Raw genomic sequence first — 16,140 nt, forward strand, 5'->3', positions numbered from 1 at the left:
GTCGCCAGCGGCAGGACTCGATAAATCATCTGGAGGCTGGGATCGTGAAAACTCTCCAACAGTACCTATTTTCCATCACCTTAGTCTTTTGGGGACTGTTGAGTGGCAACGTTTACAGCCAAATTACCCCAGCCACCAATGGCACTGGAACCACCGTCATCCAAAATGGTCAACAGATTGATATTGGTGGTGGCCGCCTATCGGGGAATGGTCAGAATCTCTTTCACCTCTTCCACAACTTCAATGTCGGTAACGGCCAAGTTGCCAACTTTCTCTCTAATCCGCAAATTCGCAACATTCTCGCGGGCGTCAATGGTGGCAACGCCAGTTACATCAATGGCTTGATTCAAATTACGGGTGGCAACAGTAACCTTTATCTGCTCAACCCTGCGGGAATTGTCTTTGGCCCCAATGCCCGTTTGAATCTCCCCGCTGCCTTCCATGCTTCTACCGCTCAACGGGTGCTGTTTGAGGGAGGGATCTTTGATGTCAATGGCCAGAATCTTTATCAATCCCTCAATGGTCAGCCCACAGGTTTTGAATTTCTGAGTAAAGGCCTCATCATCAATGAAGGTGAGCTGAGGGTGGGTCGTGGTCAAACCCTCAGCCTAATGGCGCACCAAGTGATCAATACGGGTACACTCGCAGCCCCCGCAGGAAATATCCACATTGCGGCTGTACCTGAAACAGGAATGGTGCGCGTCTCCCAAGAGGGAATGCTGCTCAGTCTTGAGATTCCTCAAGAGCGACTACCGACTGGGGGAGCGATCGCTGCCGTGGACTTACCCAGCTTACTCACTGGCAATGGTTCACAACCTGTCAACAGCGTCATTCAAAATCCCGACGGCACGATTCGCCTTGTCCATGACCCCAACAAAATTCCCACCACAACGAACACCGCCGTCATCAGTGGCAGCCTTTCCGTCGCCAATCCCATCGGTATGGGTGGCCAAATCACGATCACTGGTCAAAATATCGCCCTCATCAATGCCAACTTAACCGCCTCTGGTCAACTCGGGGGTGGCACGATTCTCTTGGGGGGCGATTACCTAGGGGGCACCACTGGCACTAACCGCTTGCATAGCAGTTTCAATGCCCAGAATCTCTTTATCAACAGCGGCAGTGTGATTGCAGCGGATGCCTTCAATCAAGGCAATGGTGGCACTGTCATTGCATGGGCAGACAACAGCACGCAATTTGCCGGCACGATCAGCGCACGCGGCGGGCAACTTAGCGGTAATGGCGGCTTTGTGGAAACCTCTGGGCGAGAATTACTCAGCGTTCGGGGAACAGTAGATGCCAGTGCAGTCAAGGGTCAGCCCGGTACATGGCTCCTTGATCCACGAAATGTCACCATTTCTAACTCCCCTACGAGTGGCGGGAGTTTCTCTGGGAGCAATCCTGATGTCTTTACCCCCACCACTGATGATGCTTTTGTTGTGAATACTGCCATTGAAGCTGCCCTGAATCTCGGCACTAGCGTCATCATCACAACTGGTGATACTGGAACCCAAGCAGGGGATATTTCTGTACTTGCCTCGATTACCAAAATAGGCGGCGGCGATGCCTCCCTAACCTTGCAAGCTGCAAATAACATTCTTGTTGCCGATGACATTCGCTCAGAAGAAGGCCGACTGAATATCATTCTCCATGCCGATGCCGATAACAGTGGTGCAGGAGCAATTAGATTAGACTCAGTTACACTCATTACCAATGGTGGCAATATTATTTTGGGGGGTGGCTCTAATCCCTTCACCAGTCCAGCGATCGGTGTCAGCACTGCTGGGGTTAATATCGGAAACTCTACTCTCAATGCAGGTGGCGGCCATATTAGGATTCATGGCAGCGGTGCAACAACTAATGGCCAAGAAGGGGTGCTGATCGGTGGGAGTTCAATCCTCACCTCAGGGTCTGGAGAGATCACCATTCTAGGGACAGGTAGTTCTAGTGTTTATAGCCCTGTGGATGGTATCTCGATTCAAAACTCCTCCATCAGCGCCGAAGCTGGCAATCTGACCTTAACGGGTACTGGGGGCAACGTCTCCGAAGGAGTTTCCAACGTTGGCATCCATCTTGAAGAGTCAGGAATTCGAACCACGACTGGAAATATTACCCTGACGGGTACTGGTGGTACGGGCTTTGCCTTCAACCAAGGAGGTATTCTGAGTCGCTTCACAAGTATTACCAGTCAAAGTGGTGACATTATCCTGAGAGGTACAGGGGGTAAATTCGGTGCTGGTCTTGGCTTTAAGGCAGCAACTGACACAGAGTACTCTGCTGAGGTCAGAACGGCTGGAAATGGGAAGATTCTCATCGAAGGTCGCGCCACTGACGGCAATCCTGGTCTGGTCATGGAAGTCTCTGACGCCCCCCTGACATTAGCTGTTCAAGATGGCATGCTCACATTAGCAGCTCAGGGGGGGATTGAAGTCTTGGGTGATCTTCTAGATATCCATAGTGCCGGGGCAGGCCGCCTTGTCTTTCAACCGATTGATGCGCATACTCCCGTCGGCATTGGCGATGGTGCAACGGGTAACTTAATCATTGATCAGTCTCTCCTCAACCAAATCACGGGTGGATTTTCTTTGGTGACCATTGGTCACCCTAATGGTACTGGTCTCATTGATGTTCGTCCCTTCAGCCTCAACTACAATCTTGCGCTGCAAACCCCCGGCGTAAGTTCCCTAGGTATTCAGTTCAATGGCTCTGGCACGACGAATCTCAATGGTCGCAATCTCACACTCAATAGCGGTGGCGGCGTTACTCAGGGCAGCCATGTCATTTCTGCGGGAACGCTGCAACTTCTTGGACAGGGGACTTTCACCCTCAACAATGTCAACAATAGGTTTCAAACACTCTCAGGCAATGTCAGTGGAAATGTGAACTTGAGTAATCAAGGTGCCCTAGGTATCGTTAGTTTCAACAATGGTGTCAATGGCCTCACCACTGGCATCAATACCAACGGCAATACCCTAATCCTCAGCTTAAACAGTGGGAACCTAACGCAAAGTGCACCGATTCGAGCAGGCAACTTGGGTTTAACTTTACAAAATGGCAGTGCAATCCTAACCAACCCCAATAACCAAGTGGGGATCCTAGCTGCTGAGCTGAACAGTGCGAGTGATTTGCAATTTGTCAATAACAGTACCCTTACCGTTGGCAGTGTTAACCCAACAGGCATTACAGGGCGCAACATTTTCCTACAAACACTAACAGGCGATATTGTTCTCAATGCGCCAATTTCTGCCGTTGGGACTGGGGATGCGATTGTCCTTGCTGCCGAAAATAACTTTATTAACAACTATGGCTCTAGTGTCTTTAGTACCCCCAATGGTCGCTGGCTAGTTTATTCGACTGACCCGAATCTCAATATCAACGGCGGCCTCACAGGTTCAGAGCAATTCAACACCACCTATCCTGAGCTTGCCCTATTTTCTGGTTCTGGGTTTCTCTATCGGGTTTCTCAAGCACCGCCAACTCCACCCACGGAGCCGTCCACACCACCAACACCTCCAGAACCCCAAACTCAAGAGAATCTGGGTCGGATTTTATTGGGAGAGGAGATACAAGGCACTCAACTGCCCCAGAATACCGCTCAAGTCATTTACTTCCCCGGAGTTGAGATCATTCGTCAGCAAATCAGTACGGCTTTTGATCAGGGAGACTACAACAGTGCGATCAAACTGCTTCAGCAGCTTTATTCCTTTGAGTTTAGTGAGTACTTTGATGAATTTTTCAGCACTCCTAGTCAAGAGGGACTACAGTTCCTTGACATTGAGCAAATCAAGGAATTATTGGGGCGTATGGCTGAAGAAACAGGTCAAAAACCTGCCCTGAGCTATGTCTTTTGGCGACCTGAACAGTTGGATATTCTCATCATCACACCGGAAGGGGAACCCATTTACCAACCCCTTCGAGTGCCCCAAGAAGCAGTGCGCCGTGTCATTGCTGCTTTTAATCGTGAGGTGCGAGACCCAACGAAAACCAATAGTGAATCCTATCTACCCTTTGCGCAGCAGCTCTACCAATGGATCATGGGCGGCATTGATGCTGAATTGCAAAATCGAGGCATTAATACACTGGTTTTTGCCCTTGATCAGGGGTTGCGGAGTGTGCCGATCGCTGCTCTGCACACGGGGTCAAATCTTATTTCCTCGACGGTCAGCGATAGTCCAATCGGTCGTCGTAATGGTCAGTTTCTAGTGGAACGCTATAATCTGGGTCTCATTCCCAGTATCAACTTGGTGGATACCCGCTACCAGCCGTTGCAAAATGCTTCTGTACTGGCAATGGGTGCCTCTCAGTTCACAAAGCAAAGTCCTTTGCCAGCGGTTCCCATCGAGCTGCAAACCATTACGCAACTGGTAGGACGAGGGCAAGTATTCCTCAATGAAGCTTTTACGGTCTCAAACTTGCAAACCCAGCGGCGGCGCAGTCTCTACCCTATCCTACACTTAGCGACCCATGGTGAATTTAATGCGGGTAAGCCACAAAATTCCTATATTCAGTTTTGGGATAGCCAGCTTTCAATGGCTCAAGTGCGGCAGTTGCACTTATTCCGGCCACCCACAGAGCTAATGACGCTGAGTGCCTGTCGTACAGCGGTAGGAGATACCAATGCAGAACTTGGGTTTGCTGGACTGTCACTCCAAGCGGGTGTAAAGAGTTCGGTTGCTAGCCTTTGGTATGTCAGTGATGAAGGGACACTGGCTTTGATGACGGCATTTTATGGACAGTTGAGAACTGCTCCGATTAAAGCAGAGGCCTTGCGACAGGCGCAGCTTGCCCTGATCCATCAGCAGGTTGTGATTGAAGAGAATCACCTGCGCAGTGCTGGGGTGCGGGGAGGGCTTTCAATTCCTTTGCCCCAAGAAGTTCAAACTGGGGGTGGGCGTCAACTTTCCCATCCCTATTTTTGGGCAGGATTTACGATGATTGGCAGCCCTTGGTAGCCCTAGGAAGCAATTTCTGCTTCACCATTTGGATTACCCATCAGCGAGAACGGGGGTACTGGGGCTGAGTTTGGCTGTGGGTGGATTGATGCTGCTGGGCAGGGTTTGCATCAGGTTTGCCATTTCGAGGGCATTGAGGGCATATTCCCAACCTTTATTGCTTTTAATGCCAGCGCGCTCAAGGGCCTGTTGCATCGTGTCGGTAGTGAGAATGCCGTAGATAATGGGCACACCCGTTTGCATAGAGGCCGTGGCAATGCCTTTGGTGACTTCAGCAGCCACATAGTCAAAGTGGGGGGTTTGGCCACGGATGACTGCCCCGAGACAAATAATGGCAGCATAGCGACGACTGGCCGCCAGTTGAGCTGCCACTAGGGGAATTTCAAAGCTACCGGGTACCCAGGCGTAGTCCACCTGAGAACCATGGGGATTGGGATCAACACCATGGCGGCGCAGACAATCTTGGCAGCCCTCTAGCAGCTTGGTGGTAACCAAGTCATTGAAGCGGGAAATCACAATCCCAAAGCGAGGCGTTCCCAGAACGTGATAGGTGCCTTCAAAAACAGCCATAGGTGGAGGTGCCAAATCTTACCCAAAAGAGTATAACCTGCAATGGCCTAGGAGGAGCGATCGCCCTGCTCCACGAGGAAGTCTTGGGACTGCCACTGCTGCACAATACTAGTTAACTTGGTAACAAATGGGTCAGACGCTAAATCAGGGTGAAATTCACTAATTTTTGTATTGGTAGGTGTCTCTGAAAGGCGAGAGGGAGTAGGTTCCGGCACACTAATGGGCAATGACTGGCAGATAATGGCTTCAAACTCACTGTTGAAGTGATAAATCGGTTGCTCACGCCGTTGCCATAGCTCTAAAATTTGCTCTACGGAAATGGCTTTATAGCGCCCCAGATAGAGGGCTTCAATGAGGGCAAGACGAATCCAGCGGGGAGGAAAATGGCGCAACCAGCGATCTAGGATGACCTCAACTGAGGAGCCATCCAAATCAAACCCATATTGACGTAGCAGGCGATCGGCAGCCTGAATGGCGGCATTGTTGCCAATATGTGCCATGCACCAACTGTTGCACTCCCAAGGTTATGGTGCCTCTATGATGCCACAAGTTTTCCAAGGTCGCAGCAGTGAAGAGCGTAACCCTGATATGGTAGAAAGGCAAACTCTAGTGCTGTTCACTTCACAAGTGCATCATGGTGACTGCGCCTCCTCCTGAGCTGCTAATTGAAGATGCCCCGCTAACAATCGCTGGGCGGCAGTTTCGTTCACGCCTGATGACCGGTACGGGCAAGTATCGTTCCATTGCGGATCTCCAGGCCAGTGTTGCCGCGAGTGGCTGCGAAATTGTTACAGTAGCCGTACGTCGCGTTCAAACCAATGCCCCCGGTCACGAAGGACTTGTGGATGCCCTTGACTGGCGTAAAATCTGGCTGCTGCCCAACACCGCTGGCTGTCAAACCGCTGAAGAGGCGATTCGCGTTGCCCGTTTAGGCCGCGAAATGGCCAAGCTCTTGGGTCAAGAGGACAACAACTTTGTCAAGCTAGAGGTGATTCCCGACCCGAAATACTTGCTGCCCGATCCCTTTGGCACGCTTGCTGCCGCAGAACAACTGGTCAAAGAAGGATTTGCGGTTCTTCCCTACATCAATGCAGATCCCCTGCTGGCCAAACGCCTTGAGGAAGTGGGCTGTGTTACTGTGATGCCGTTGGCCTCCCCCATTGGGTCGGGGCAAGGTCTGCGTAATGCCGCCAATATTCAAATCATTATTGATCAAGCCAGTGTTCCCGTTGTGGTTGATGCGGGCATTGGCACGCCCAGTGAGGCGGCCGCCGCGATGGAGTTAGGGGCAGATGCACTCTTGATTAATACCGCGATCGCCCAAGCGGGCAATGCGCCGGCAATGGCCAAAGCCATGGCACTGGCAACCACGGCGGGTCGTCTTGCCTACTTAGCGGGTCGGATTCCCGTCAAAGCCTATGCCAGTGCCAGTTCCCCCTTGACGGGGACGATTGCGACAGCACCATGATGGTTGCCCTCATTCTCCTGAGCCTGCTGAGCCTCACGGGAAGCCTGTTCTACATTGTTGCCGCTGCCCTCACCTATCAATTTTTCACCCCCCAGCGGACGACTCGCCTAGAGTCCTTGCCGGCGGTCTCGATCTTGGTTCCTGTCTGCGGCTTAGAAGCAAGGGCTTGGCAAAACTGGTCTTCACTGTGCGAGCAAGATTACCCCCTCTACGAAGTCCTCTTTGGGGTTCAAGACCCCAGTGATCCAGCCATACCGGTGTTAAAGGCCATTTGCCAGACCTATCCCCACCGGGCTCGCTGGTATCTTTGTCAGCGGATTTGCGGGCTGAACCGTAAGGCCAGCAATGTCGCCCAATTGTTTACCCATGCGCGCTATGGGGTAATTGTTGAAACCGATAGTGATGTGCGCGTTAGACCCCATTACTTAGCCACTTTGGTGCAACCCTTGGCGGATCCCCAAGTGGGGGTCGTTACCTGTGGTTACATTGATCACCATCCGCGCCGCTTAGGAGCTGCGTTTCTGGCCATGGGGCGATGCCTTGACTTTATCCCCAGTGTGCTTGTTGCCCGCTTCCTTGATCGGGGGCTGCGCTTTGCCATTGGGCCAACCGTGCTGCTGCGGCGGGAAGTCCTAGAAAAAATTGGTGGTTTTGAGATTGCACTCAATCGCATTGGTGAGGACTACCAACTGGGGTATGCAGCGTGGCGTGCTGGGTATCGCGTGGAGTTATCGTCCTATATTCTTGACAATGACTGCGCTGATGAGTCCTTTTTGAAGGCGGTGCAACGGGAACTGCGCTGGTGTCGCAGCATTCGTGCCAATCGCGGCAATCAGTATTTTGGCATGGTGTTTATGTTTGGCACCGTCTATAGTGCCCTGCTGTGGGGACTATTTCCAACCCCATGGACTCTCAGCGTCTTTCTGGGGGTTCAGGGCCTTCGCTGGTTGCAGGCGATCATGAGCATGGTGTTGATGGGTACCCCTCGGCTGCTGTTGTGGCTCTGGCTATTGCCCCTGCGGGATGTGATGAGCTTCCTGATTTGGCTGGGGGGCTGTTTTGGCAATCGCATCTACTGGCGCGGTCGCTGGTTGCGGGTCTATCGCCACGGTCAATTGCAAGAAATTGTTAAGGATTCTCAAGACTCGTAAAGTTCGCTTGTTAGAATAGCTGCACTGTAACGCTGAATTGAGGTTTGTTTCGATGCGCTATACCACCGATGAGGGCGGTCGCCTCAACAACTTTGCCATTGAGCCTAAGGTCTATCAAGCACAGCCTTGGACACCGCAGCAAAAAGTACGGGCAGCCCTGTTGGTTGCGGGCGGATTGCTCTTAGTGGCTGGCTTGGTGGCGATCGCCGTCGGAGTGAGCTAAGCTGCTTTGTCTTGGTTTTGATACCAGCGATGCCACCCTAGTGGCAGGCCTCTATGACTTGGGGGCAGATCAACTGCTGGAGATGAAAACATGGCCCTTGGGTCGAGAACTGGCCAGCCAACTTCACCCTTGCCTTGGGGAACTGATGGGTCGCTACACTTGGGGTGAACTAGGGGCGATCGCTATTGGCTGTGGCCCGGGCAGCTTTACGGGAACGCGCTTGGGGGTCGTGACTGCCCGCATCCTAGCCCAGCAACTGGAAGTTCCCCTTTTGGGTCTGTCTAGCCTTGGCACAATGGCGTGGCACTATCGTGATGAACTCATAGAACAGGATGGGGTGGTGTCGCGTCGTGCCCAACAGGGGCATCAATACCTTGGCATTTACCGTTATCAGGGGGGGAGTCTCAACTCTCTTTGGGGCGATCGCCTGCTGGCAGACCACGAAGCAGAAACGCTTTTGGCCACTTGGCCTCACCCCTACAAATGCCTGAGTCCCCCTAACCCCACCGACTATGGCCGCGCTTTGCTCACATGGGCAGCCCAACAGTGGCACGATACACTAAGGGCAGGGGAGAAACTTCCCCATTGGTCAAGCGTGGTGCCCCTCTATGGCAAATAACTGGGAACTTGGTCGCTTTCTCGATACACTGCGCTTTTTTCAAGCCCTTCCCTTTGTGGGAACCCTAGAACCTCTGCGCCCTGTGCTGTCACCCCTTTTACCGGATCTCTTTAAGCCGCCCGCCTATCGGGGCAGTGGTCTTGTTGTGGTGATGGGGGCAACGGGTCGAACCGGTCAAGCGGTGGTGAAAACCCTCTTGAGTCAAGGCTATGCGGTGCGGGCAGGGGTGCGCGATCGCGCCAAGGCGGAGAGTGTACTTCCCTCAGACCCTTTTTTAGACATTGTTGTTGCCGACGTGACTCAACCCTTGCCTGCCGATCTCTTGCAGGGCAGTCGGGCGGTGATCAACTGTGTTGGGGCAAAGGTACAGCCCAATCCCAACGCGCCACCCCCCGGCCTTGAAATTGTCGGTGCGAGTCCAGAGGCGGTTGAATTTGAGGGCATGCGGCATTTGTTGGAACGTGCCCAACCCTATTTTCAAAGTCAACCCAACACCTATCCCCTCTTTGACTATCGCTATCCCACACCCCCCCTGAAGGAAGTTTGGGGTGCCCTCGATGATGTGGTCATGGGCGGCGTCAGTGCCAGCCAGTTTTACCTCAAGGATCACAGTGCCCTCTTCACGGGGCTGGTTTCTACGGAAAATTCTGGGGGGTTTGTCTCGATTCGCACCCGCAACCTCACCCCAGCCCTCAATCTCCAAGGCTACACGGGCATTCAACTCCGGGTTCGCGGCGATGGGCAGCGCTATAAATTTTTCCTACGCAGTGACCCCGCTTGGGATGGCGTCGGCTATGCCATGTCCTTTGATACGGTGGCCGATCAGTGGATCACGGTTGAATTGCCCTTTAGCCACTTTATTCCGGTGTTTCGGGCCCGCACCGCCACCAATGCGCCGCCTCTGAATGTGGGGCAAATTTACTCGCTGCAACTGATGCTCAGCAAATTTGAGTATGACGGTGCCCTCAACCCCCACTTCCGCCCCGGCACCCTCAGCCTTGAGATTGAGTCGATTCAAGCCTATGGAGGGTTGCCCTTGCCCCGCATGATTCAGGTGAGTTCTGCGGGGGTGACCCGTCCGCAACAACCCGATCTTGACCTGAAGGGGCAGCCCCTAGCGGTTCAATACAACGACCAATTGGGGGGCATCCTCACCTGGAAACTGGCGGCAGAAAATATGCTGCGCCAAAGTGGCCTCCCCTACACCATTGTCCGTCCCTGTGGTTTGACGGATCAGCCCGGTGGCAAAGAGCTGCGCCTTGATCAGGGCGATCGCCTGACGGGTTCTCTGAGTCGCGAAGATTTAGCGGCGTTTCTGGTCAGCTTACTGAATTTGCCCGTGGCCTGCTATCGCACCGTAGAAGTGGTGGCCACAGATCAAACCGCCGAGGCCTATCCCAATTGGGCAGCACGCCTTGCCCAAATCCCTAGCGATCGCCCCTAGGAGACAGTGCGAAATGGTACGTTTTCTCCATGTTGCCGATGTTCACCTTGGCTTTAATAAGTACCGTCAAGAGAATCCCAATCGCACGTTTGATTTTTTCACCGCCTTTGACAGTGCCCTGCAAACCTACGCCATCGAGGCACAGGTGGATTTTGTCCTGATTGCCGGTGATCTGTTTGAGGAGCGGCTGATTACCCCCGGCATTCTCAATCAAGCGGAATACGTCCTCGACAAGGTGCGATCGGCGGGGATTCCCGTGCTGGCGATCGAGGGTAACCACGATAACTGCCCCTACGGTGTCAAGTCCAATTGGCTCCGCTACCTCTGTGAAAAAGACTATCTCTATCTCCTAGAACCTGACGAAAGTGGCCAATTACAGCCGTGGGACGCCGAGGCAGCGCGGGGTGGCTATATGGATCTCCCCTGTGGCGTGCGCGTCATTGGTTCCCAGTGGTATGGTGCCAGTGCCCCCCGTGCCATCCAACAGCTGGCCAGTCAAATTCAGGCACTACCGCCCGCTGCTGGTGCGACGATTTTGCTCTTTCACCACGGCCTTGAGGGGCAAGTCTCCCGCTACCAAGGGGCATTGCGCTACAACGATCTTTTGCCGTTGCGCCGAGCCGGTGTTGATTACTTGGCCTTGGGGCATATTCATCGCCACTACGCCGTTGAGGATTGGATCTTTAATCCTGGCTCCGTTGAGGCCAATTCGATTCAGGAAAATCAGCAGCAAAATCCGCGGGGGGTTCTCTTGGTTACCCTCGATCAGGGGCCACCCCAAGCGGAACTGAAGCGCGACTATTGGCAGCGTCCCATCCATCGCTACACCCTCACCCTCACCCCCAGTGACACCGTGAGCCATGTGGAGAGCCAACTCCAGCAGTTGGTGCAGCGGCATCGCTCAGACATGGCAGAGGCGATTGTTGAAGTCACCCTAAAAGGCGAAGTGGGGTTTGAGCGCGGCGATTTGTCTGTGCGATCGCTCCAAGGGGAATTGCAGGAGGCAGCCAATGCGTTCATTTTTCGATTGGGGTTTGCCGCAACCCCTGTGGCCTATCAAACCTACCGTGATGCGACGGCTGAACCACCCCCCCGCGCCCAGATTGAAGAACAGGTATTTACGGATCTGCTGGCCAGTGTTGCTGAGTATCGCGATCGCGCCGAACCCTTGGCCAAGGTGCTGATGCACATCAAAGAAGATCTGCTGCAACCCAACGCCAATATTCCTGACCTTTACCAGTGGCTGGCAGACCTTTCCCTAGAGAGTTAGGGCTGGGGTGGTAAGGGGATGAGGGGTTGATTCGCCACATTGGCCAACTGGACAGCGGCAGACTGCAACAGGGCTTGCCATTTTTGCTGAAGTTGGGCATTCCCCGGCTGCGCTAGGCGTTGTTTGGCCAGTTGATTGAGGGTGTCGTACCAGTAGCCCGCCATGGCAAAGGCATCCGCCACATCTTTAGCTTGCACGATTCGCTGCTGTTGGCTTGGCGATAAGGGCATCGGTCGAAACCAACTGACGGTTTTGACGGCTGTGGTGCCATTGGTACAGGTGAGGGTGAGTTGCCACTGGTAATCCACACCATTTTTGAGGGCAACATTCTCCACAGGCCAGCCAATAATACCCGCTTCTGTGGGGGCAAGACGCTCTTGGCGATAGACTTCTGTGCCTTGGGGATCCCGCAGCGTCAGGGTTAGGGTTGCCCCCTTGTTGGCGGGAATGAAGCTATAGAGGGTAGGGGTGGGGGTGCTGCTAAGGCCATTGTTATCCTTGGGCACGAGGGCAACCACAGTTTGTTTTGGCTCAGTTAGACAGCTTTCGATGCCACCAGTACTTTCCCGCAGTAGCATGGGACGGGCAATCCGCGTTGCAGCTCCCTCACGGTTACCGGGGCGGCCAATATTAGCGGGTGGACGATAACTTGCCCAAGAGGCATGGGCGATCGCCCCAATCATGACCACTGCCAAACTCAGGGGAACGGCAAGGGGGCGGATCCCAAATTGAATAGCCATATCACTCAATCCTCGCAATTGAACAGGCAATGAACCGGGACTCAGTTCAACAGGTCATTGGAATTCTTTCTAAAAACCAAAAAAGATGTTGCGAATGACGCTGACACCCGTATTGACGGTATTCAAAATTGAATTGATGTTCTCAATGCGATCGCGACTATCGGGTTGACTCGGTGCGGTCACAACCACAGGCGCAGTGCCACTGGCGATCGCCTGATTATCTACTTGCAGAGAGAGAAATACACCCGCCGCTGGCGCACCCGTCAGAAAGGTGTTAATCGGAATCGCGTAATTAAACCCCGGCTTAATCAAGCTGGCAATGCTCGCTGCCGCCTCTGGACTCAAGCCTTGGCGCTCAAGGGAGCGGGGGTCTTCTGTATCACCGAGACCATGAACCCCGACCACACGCCCTGCACTATCCAAAACAGGGCCACCACTCATGCCGCGACGGGTAACATTGGTGTAGATCATTTTATAGCCATCGATGGGTTCAATCAAAAAGCCGGAGATACGGCCATCGGTAAACTGCCGCACTAACTGACCACTGCCCCCCGGCTGCGGCCACCCCGAGATAAAGACCTGCGACCCTTCCTTGGCAAAGTCAGAGTTTGTCAGCGTAGCCACCTGATAGTCTTTTTTCTCGCTTGTGAATTCCACAATAGCTAAATCTGTATTCGGCAAAAATTTAATCTTATTGAAATCAACGGCGTAGGCCTGCTGATCAATGGGAATCACGCGGTAATTATCCTGACGATTGACAACGTGCTTTGCCGTAAGCACATAGTAGGTCGAACCGGAGCGGGAAATAATGGCACCAGAACCGTGGGCATCTTTCCCCACAATCAAGACTGTGATGTTGCGGGCAATCTCGTTAATTTGCTCACCACTCAGGGGTTGGACTTGACCCACTGCGGGTAAAGCCATTGCCACTAACCCCGTTGCTCCGAGCGTCGCACCCCTCACCCATGCGTAGCTCATCATACTTCCTACCTGACGACACCGATAGGACGATTCTAAGGGGCAAATTGTTGCCTTGCCAGTGATGGTGATCAGTGATTTTTTGTGCGTTGGGTCAACTTCCGTACCATTCTGTTTAGGCTGCTAAATGGGATGCGAGAAAGGCAATCACCTGATCTAGCCCAAGGCCAGTTTTCAAGTTCGTCATCACATAGGGGCGATCGCCCCGCATTTTCAGGGTGTCCCGTTTCATTACCTCTAAATCAGCCCCTACATAGCGGGCAAGATCAATTTTATTAATCACCAATAAATCCGACTTGGTAATCCCCGGCCCGCCTTTACGGGGAATTTTATCGCCAGCAGCCACATCAATCGCGTAAATCGTTAAATCCACCAGCTCTGGGCTAAAGGTCGTAGCCAAGCGGTGTGGGGACATCCCCCCGTTTCAACACTGAGAATTCGCTCGGGGGGAAGGGCTTGGGAACGCACCAAAAACTGGGCATCCTCTTGGGTGTAAATATCATTAGTCACAACCGCTAGGCGATCGCGATCGCCCAAAGCTTTACAAAGGGCATCCACAAGGGTGGTTTTACCTGACCCCACAGGCCCTGCCACACCCACTCGCAATGCTGTCTCCATCGGCTTAATCCTTCTCAATGCGATAGCCCAGCTCCGCCAAGCGCAACCGATCCTGTCGCCAGCGGGGGCGTACCTTGACAAACAGTTCTAAGTAAATCTTGCCACCAATGAGAGTTTGAATTTCTTGGCGGGCAGCGGTGCCCATTTGTTTGAGCAACTGACCCCCTTGGCCGATAATAATCGCCTTTTGGGTTGGACGCTCCACATAAATCACGGCGTGGACACGAGTCAGGTTGCGATCTTGCTGCACCTGTTCAATCGTCACGGCCACCGAATGGGGGACTTCCTCGCGGGTGTGATGCAAAATTTGCTCACGGATCAATTCCGCCATGATGAAGCGCTCCGGCTGATCGGTGACCATCTCTGGCGGATAGTAATAGGGGCCAAGGGGCAACTGCGCTTCAATCGCCGATTGCAATACACCAACTCCCTCTCCCGTGAGCGCCGAGCAGGGATAGGCTGGCCAAGGGCCAAGGGTTTGATAGTCCTGTTGCCGCTGTGGACGCTCCCCTGCCGGCAAGAGGTCAATTTTATTGATGGCCAAAAGCACAGGGGATTTTACTTTAGCCAGTAATTCTGCTACGTAGCGATCGCCCCCACCGGGGGCACTTGCCGCATCCACCACAAAGACAATCGCATCCACCCGATTGAGAACGCCCTTGGCATTATGCACCAGCACTTCCCCAAGGCGATGGTGAGGCTTATGGATGCCGGGGGTATCCACAAAGATCAATTGCGCCGTTGCCGTGGTCAGGATGCCCCGTAAGCGGTTGCGGGTGGTTTGCGCTACGGGAGAGGTAATGGCGACCTTTTGCCCCAGCAGATGGTTAAAGAGGGTGGACTTGCCTACATTGGGGCGACCCACTAAGGCGACAAAGCCAGAGCGAAAGCCGTCCGGGGCAACAGGAATACTGGAAATGGGTTCCACCGTAACTGCCTATGGATTCGAAGGCGTGGGTTGATCGTTGGCTGGTGGCGAGGGGAGAGGGTTAGGGCGGGTCTCCGTCCTCAGCACCGGTTGTTCGACGGGTTGCGTGGCCAAGGCCACACGATTGCCCCCGAGCGATCGCAGGAGATCCAAGACTTGGATGACTTCGTTGTAGCTCACCACCTGTGATGCCCGCAAAATCACCATTCCTTGGGGATTCGTTTTCAAGTAGGTGGCCAAGCGTTCATAGAGTTCACTGCGGTTGACGGGGTCTTTATCCACAAAAAGTTGCCCCGCCGGATCAATGCTCACCACCAACATCTTTTGCGACTGCGCTTGACTGGTGCTGGCTTGGGGCAGATTCAAGGTAATCGCCTGCTGCCGCGTCAGACTCACCGCCGCCAAAATAAAGAACGTGAGGATACAAAAGACCACATCAATCAGCGGCAGCATTTCAATGCGAGCATTTTCACTCTCACTGGGCAAATGAATCTTCACGGCCATTCCTCAACCACGCTGCCTTAATGATAAAACTCTGAGCAAACAGAGTAGGATCAAAAAGTTTCCCCCCCGTGCAGTTATGACCAGTGCAACCCCCCAGCCCGGACAACTCATTGTGATTACTGGCCCTAGTGGGGTCGGCAAAGGGACGCTTCTACGGCAACTGCGACAGCGACATCCCGAACTGGCACTTTCGGTTTCGGCAACGACCCGTCCGCCACGCCCCACGGAGGTTGAAGGGGTGGATTACTATTTTGTCTCTGTAGAAGAATTTAAGGGAATGATTGCTGCTGGGCAACTCTTGGAATGGGCAGAGTTTGCTGGCCACTACTACGGCACCCCACGCGATCCGTTGCTGCAACTCATTGCCCAAGGAAAAACCGTCATCCTTGAAATTGAACTGCAAGGGGCACGCCAAGTTCGCCAATCCTATCCTCAAGCGCGTCACATTTTTATTCTGCCGCCATCTTTAGCAGAACTTGAACATCGTCTGCGTAGCCGTGGCCAAGATAGTGAGGAGGCCATTGCCCGCCGTTTAGCTCAAGCGGAAACCGAAATTGCTGCGGCCCCAGAATTTGATGTTCAAATTGTCAATGATGATTTGGAAAAAAGCCTGATTGCTCTTGAAACAGCAATTTTTAGCCCTGTGCCCTAAGGCTCTGCCCGCACAATTCCGAG

The 16,140-nt window shown here is 53.4% G+C and carries 14 protein-coding genes and 1 pseudogene; 8 read left to right on the forward strand and 7 right to left on the reverse strand.

Annotation, left to right across the window (positions count from 1 at the left end):
- Positions 1-44 precede the first annotated feature (44 nt).
- The gene (locus tag RHJ02_RS06360) at positions 45-4,952 is read left to right on the forward strand and encodes a CHAT domain-containing protein (protein WP_310800568.1); all 4,908 of its coding nucleotides are present in this window, start codon (positions 45-47) and stop codon (positions 4,950-4,952) included.
- A gap of 33 nt (positions 4,953-4,985) precedes the next feature.
- On the opposite strand, the gene ribH is transcribed toward RHJ02_RS06360, so the two are convergent.
- Positions 4,986-5,522, reverse strand: coding sequence for a 6,7-dimethyl-8-ribityllumazine synthase (gene ribH, locus RHJ02_RS06365; RefSeq protein ID WP_206201529.1), 537 nt, complete (start codon positions 5,520-5,522; stop codon positions 4,986-4,988).
- A gap of 47 nt (positions 5,523-5,569) precedes the next feature.
- A complete protein-coding gene (locus tag RHJ02_RS06370; protein ID WP_206201530.1) occupies positions 5,570-6,022 on the reverse strand; it encodes a hypothetical protein in 453 nt (150 codons plus the stop codon).
- 134 nt (positions 6,023-6,156) lie between these two features.
- On the opposite strand from RHJ02_RS06370, the gene RHJ02_RS06375 reads away from it, so the two are divergent.
- From RHJ02_RS06375 to RHJ02_RS06400, 6 genes are read left to right on the forward strand one after another with little or no spacing between them, the layout of a single operon-like run.
- Entirely contained in the window at positions 6,157-6,990 is an 834-nt protein-coding gene (locus RHJ02_RS06375; RefSeq protein WP_206201531.1) for a thiazole synthase, read from the forward strand.
- Complete coding sequence (locus RHJ02_RS06380; protein ID WP_310800569.1) at positions 6,987-8,141, forward strand: glycosyltransferase; 1,155 nt, start codon at positions 6,987-6,989, stop codon at positions 8,139-8,141. The genes RHJ02_RS06375 and RHJ02_RS06380 overlap by 4 nt, the downstream gene beginning before the upstream one ends.
- Positions 8,142-8,193: 52 nt before the next feature.
- Positions 8,194-8,364, forward strand: a complete 171-nt coding sequence (psb34, locus tag RHJ02_RS06385) for a photosystem II assembly protein Psb34 (protein ID WP_206201533.1) — start codon at positions 8,194-8,196, stop codon at positions 8,362-8,364.
- A gap of 40 nt (positions 8,365-8,404) precedes the next feature.
- Positions 8,405-8,983, forward strand: a complete 579-nt coding sequence (tsaB, locus tag RHJ02_RS06390) for a tRNA (adenosine(37)-N6)-threonylcarbamoyltransferase complex dimerization subunit type 1 TsaB (protein WP_206201534.1) — start codon at positions 8,405-8,407, stop codon at positions 8,981-8,983.
- On the forward strand, positions 8,973-10,427 hold the full coding sequence (locus RHJ02_RS06395; protein WP_310800570.1) for a CIA30 family protein: 1,455 nt from the start codon (positions 8,973-8,975) through the stop codon (positions 10,425-10,427). Before tsaB ends, RHJ02_RS06395 begins: the two co-directional genes overlap by 11 nt.
- 13 nt (positions 10,428-10,440) lie before the next feature.
- On the forward strand, positions 10,441-11,697 hold the full coding sequence (locus RHJ02_RS06400; RefSeq protein WP_206201536.1) for a DNA repair exonuclease: 1,257 nt from the start codon (positions 10,441-10,443) through the stop codon (positions 11,695-11,697).
- Here RHJ02_RS06400 and RHJ02_RS06405 read toward each other — a convergent pair.
- The 5 genes and pseudogenes from RHJ02_RS06405 to RHJ02_RS06425 all read right to left on the reverse strand — a co-directional run bounded on the left by RHJ02_RS06405 (position 11,694) and on the right by RHJ02_RS06425 (position 15,465).
- Positions 11,694-12,437 carry a DUF928 domain-containing protein gene (locus RHJ02_RS06405; RefSeq protein WP_310743535.1) on the reverse strand — a complete coding sequence of 248 codons (744 nt, stop codon included), beginning with the start codon at positions 12,435-12,437 and terminating at the stop codon, positions 11,694-11,696. The two genes, RHJ02_RS06400 and RHJ02_RS06405, sit on opposite strands and share 4 nt — an antisense overlap.
- Before the next feature lie 69 nt (positions 12,438-12,506).
- The gene (locus tag RHJ02_RS06410) at positions 12,507-13,418 is read right to left on the reverse strand and encodes a serine protease (protein WP_310742777.1); all 912 of its coding nucleotides are present in this window, start codon (positions 13,416-13,418) and stop codon (positions 12,507-12,509) included.
- Positions 13,419-13,530: 112 nt separating this feature from the next.
- Positions 13,531-14,033: pseudogene (locus RHJ02_RS06415) on the reverse strand (GTP-binding protein).
- Positions 14,034-14,037: 4 nt separating this feature from the next.
- A complete protein-coding gene (gene era, locus RHJ02_RS06420; RefSeq protein WP_206201538.1) occupies positions 14,038-14,961 on the reverse strand; it encodes a GTPase Era in 924 nt (307 codons plus the stop codon).
- A 9-nt stretch (positions 14,962-14,970) separates the two neighbouring features.
- Positions 14,971-15,465, reverse strand: a complete 495-nt coding sequence (locus RHJ02_RS06425; protein ID WP_286626496.1) for a biopolymer transporter ExbD — start codon at positions 15,463-15,465, stop codon at positions 14,971-14,973.
- 76 nt (positions 15,466-15,541) lie between these two features.
- Here RHJ02_RS06425 and gmk point away from each other — a divergent pair, with 76 nt between their 5' ends.
- Positions 15,542-16,117 carry a guanylate kinase gene (gene gmk / locus RHJ02_RS06430; protein ID WP_149817966.1) on the forward strand — a complete coding sequence of 192 codons (576 nt, stop codon included), beginning with the start codon at positions 15,542-15,544 and terminating at the stop codon, positions 16,115-16,117.
- Positions 16,118-16,140: the final 23 nt, after the last annotated feature.

The organism is Thermosynechococcus sp. TG215, from assembly GCF_031583455.1.
GTDB lineage: Bacteria > Cyanobacteriota > Cyanobacteriia > Thermosynechococcales > Thermosynechococcaceae > Thermosynechococcus.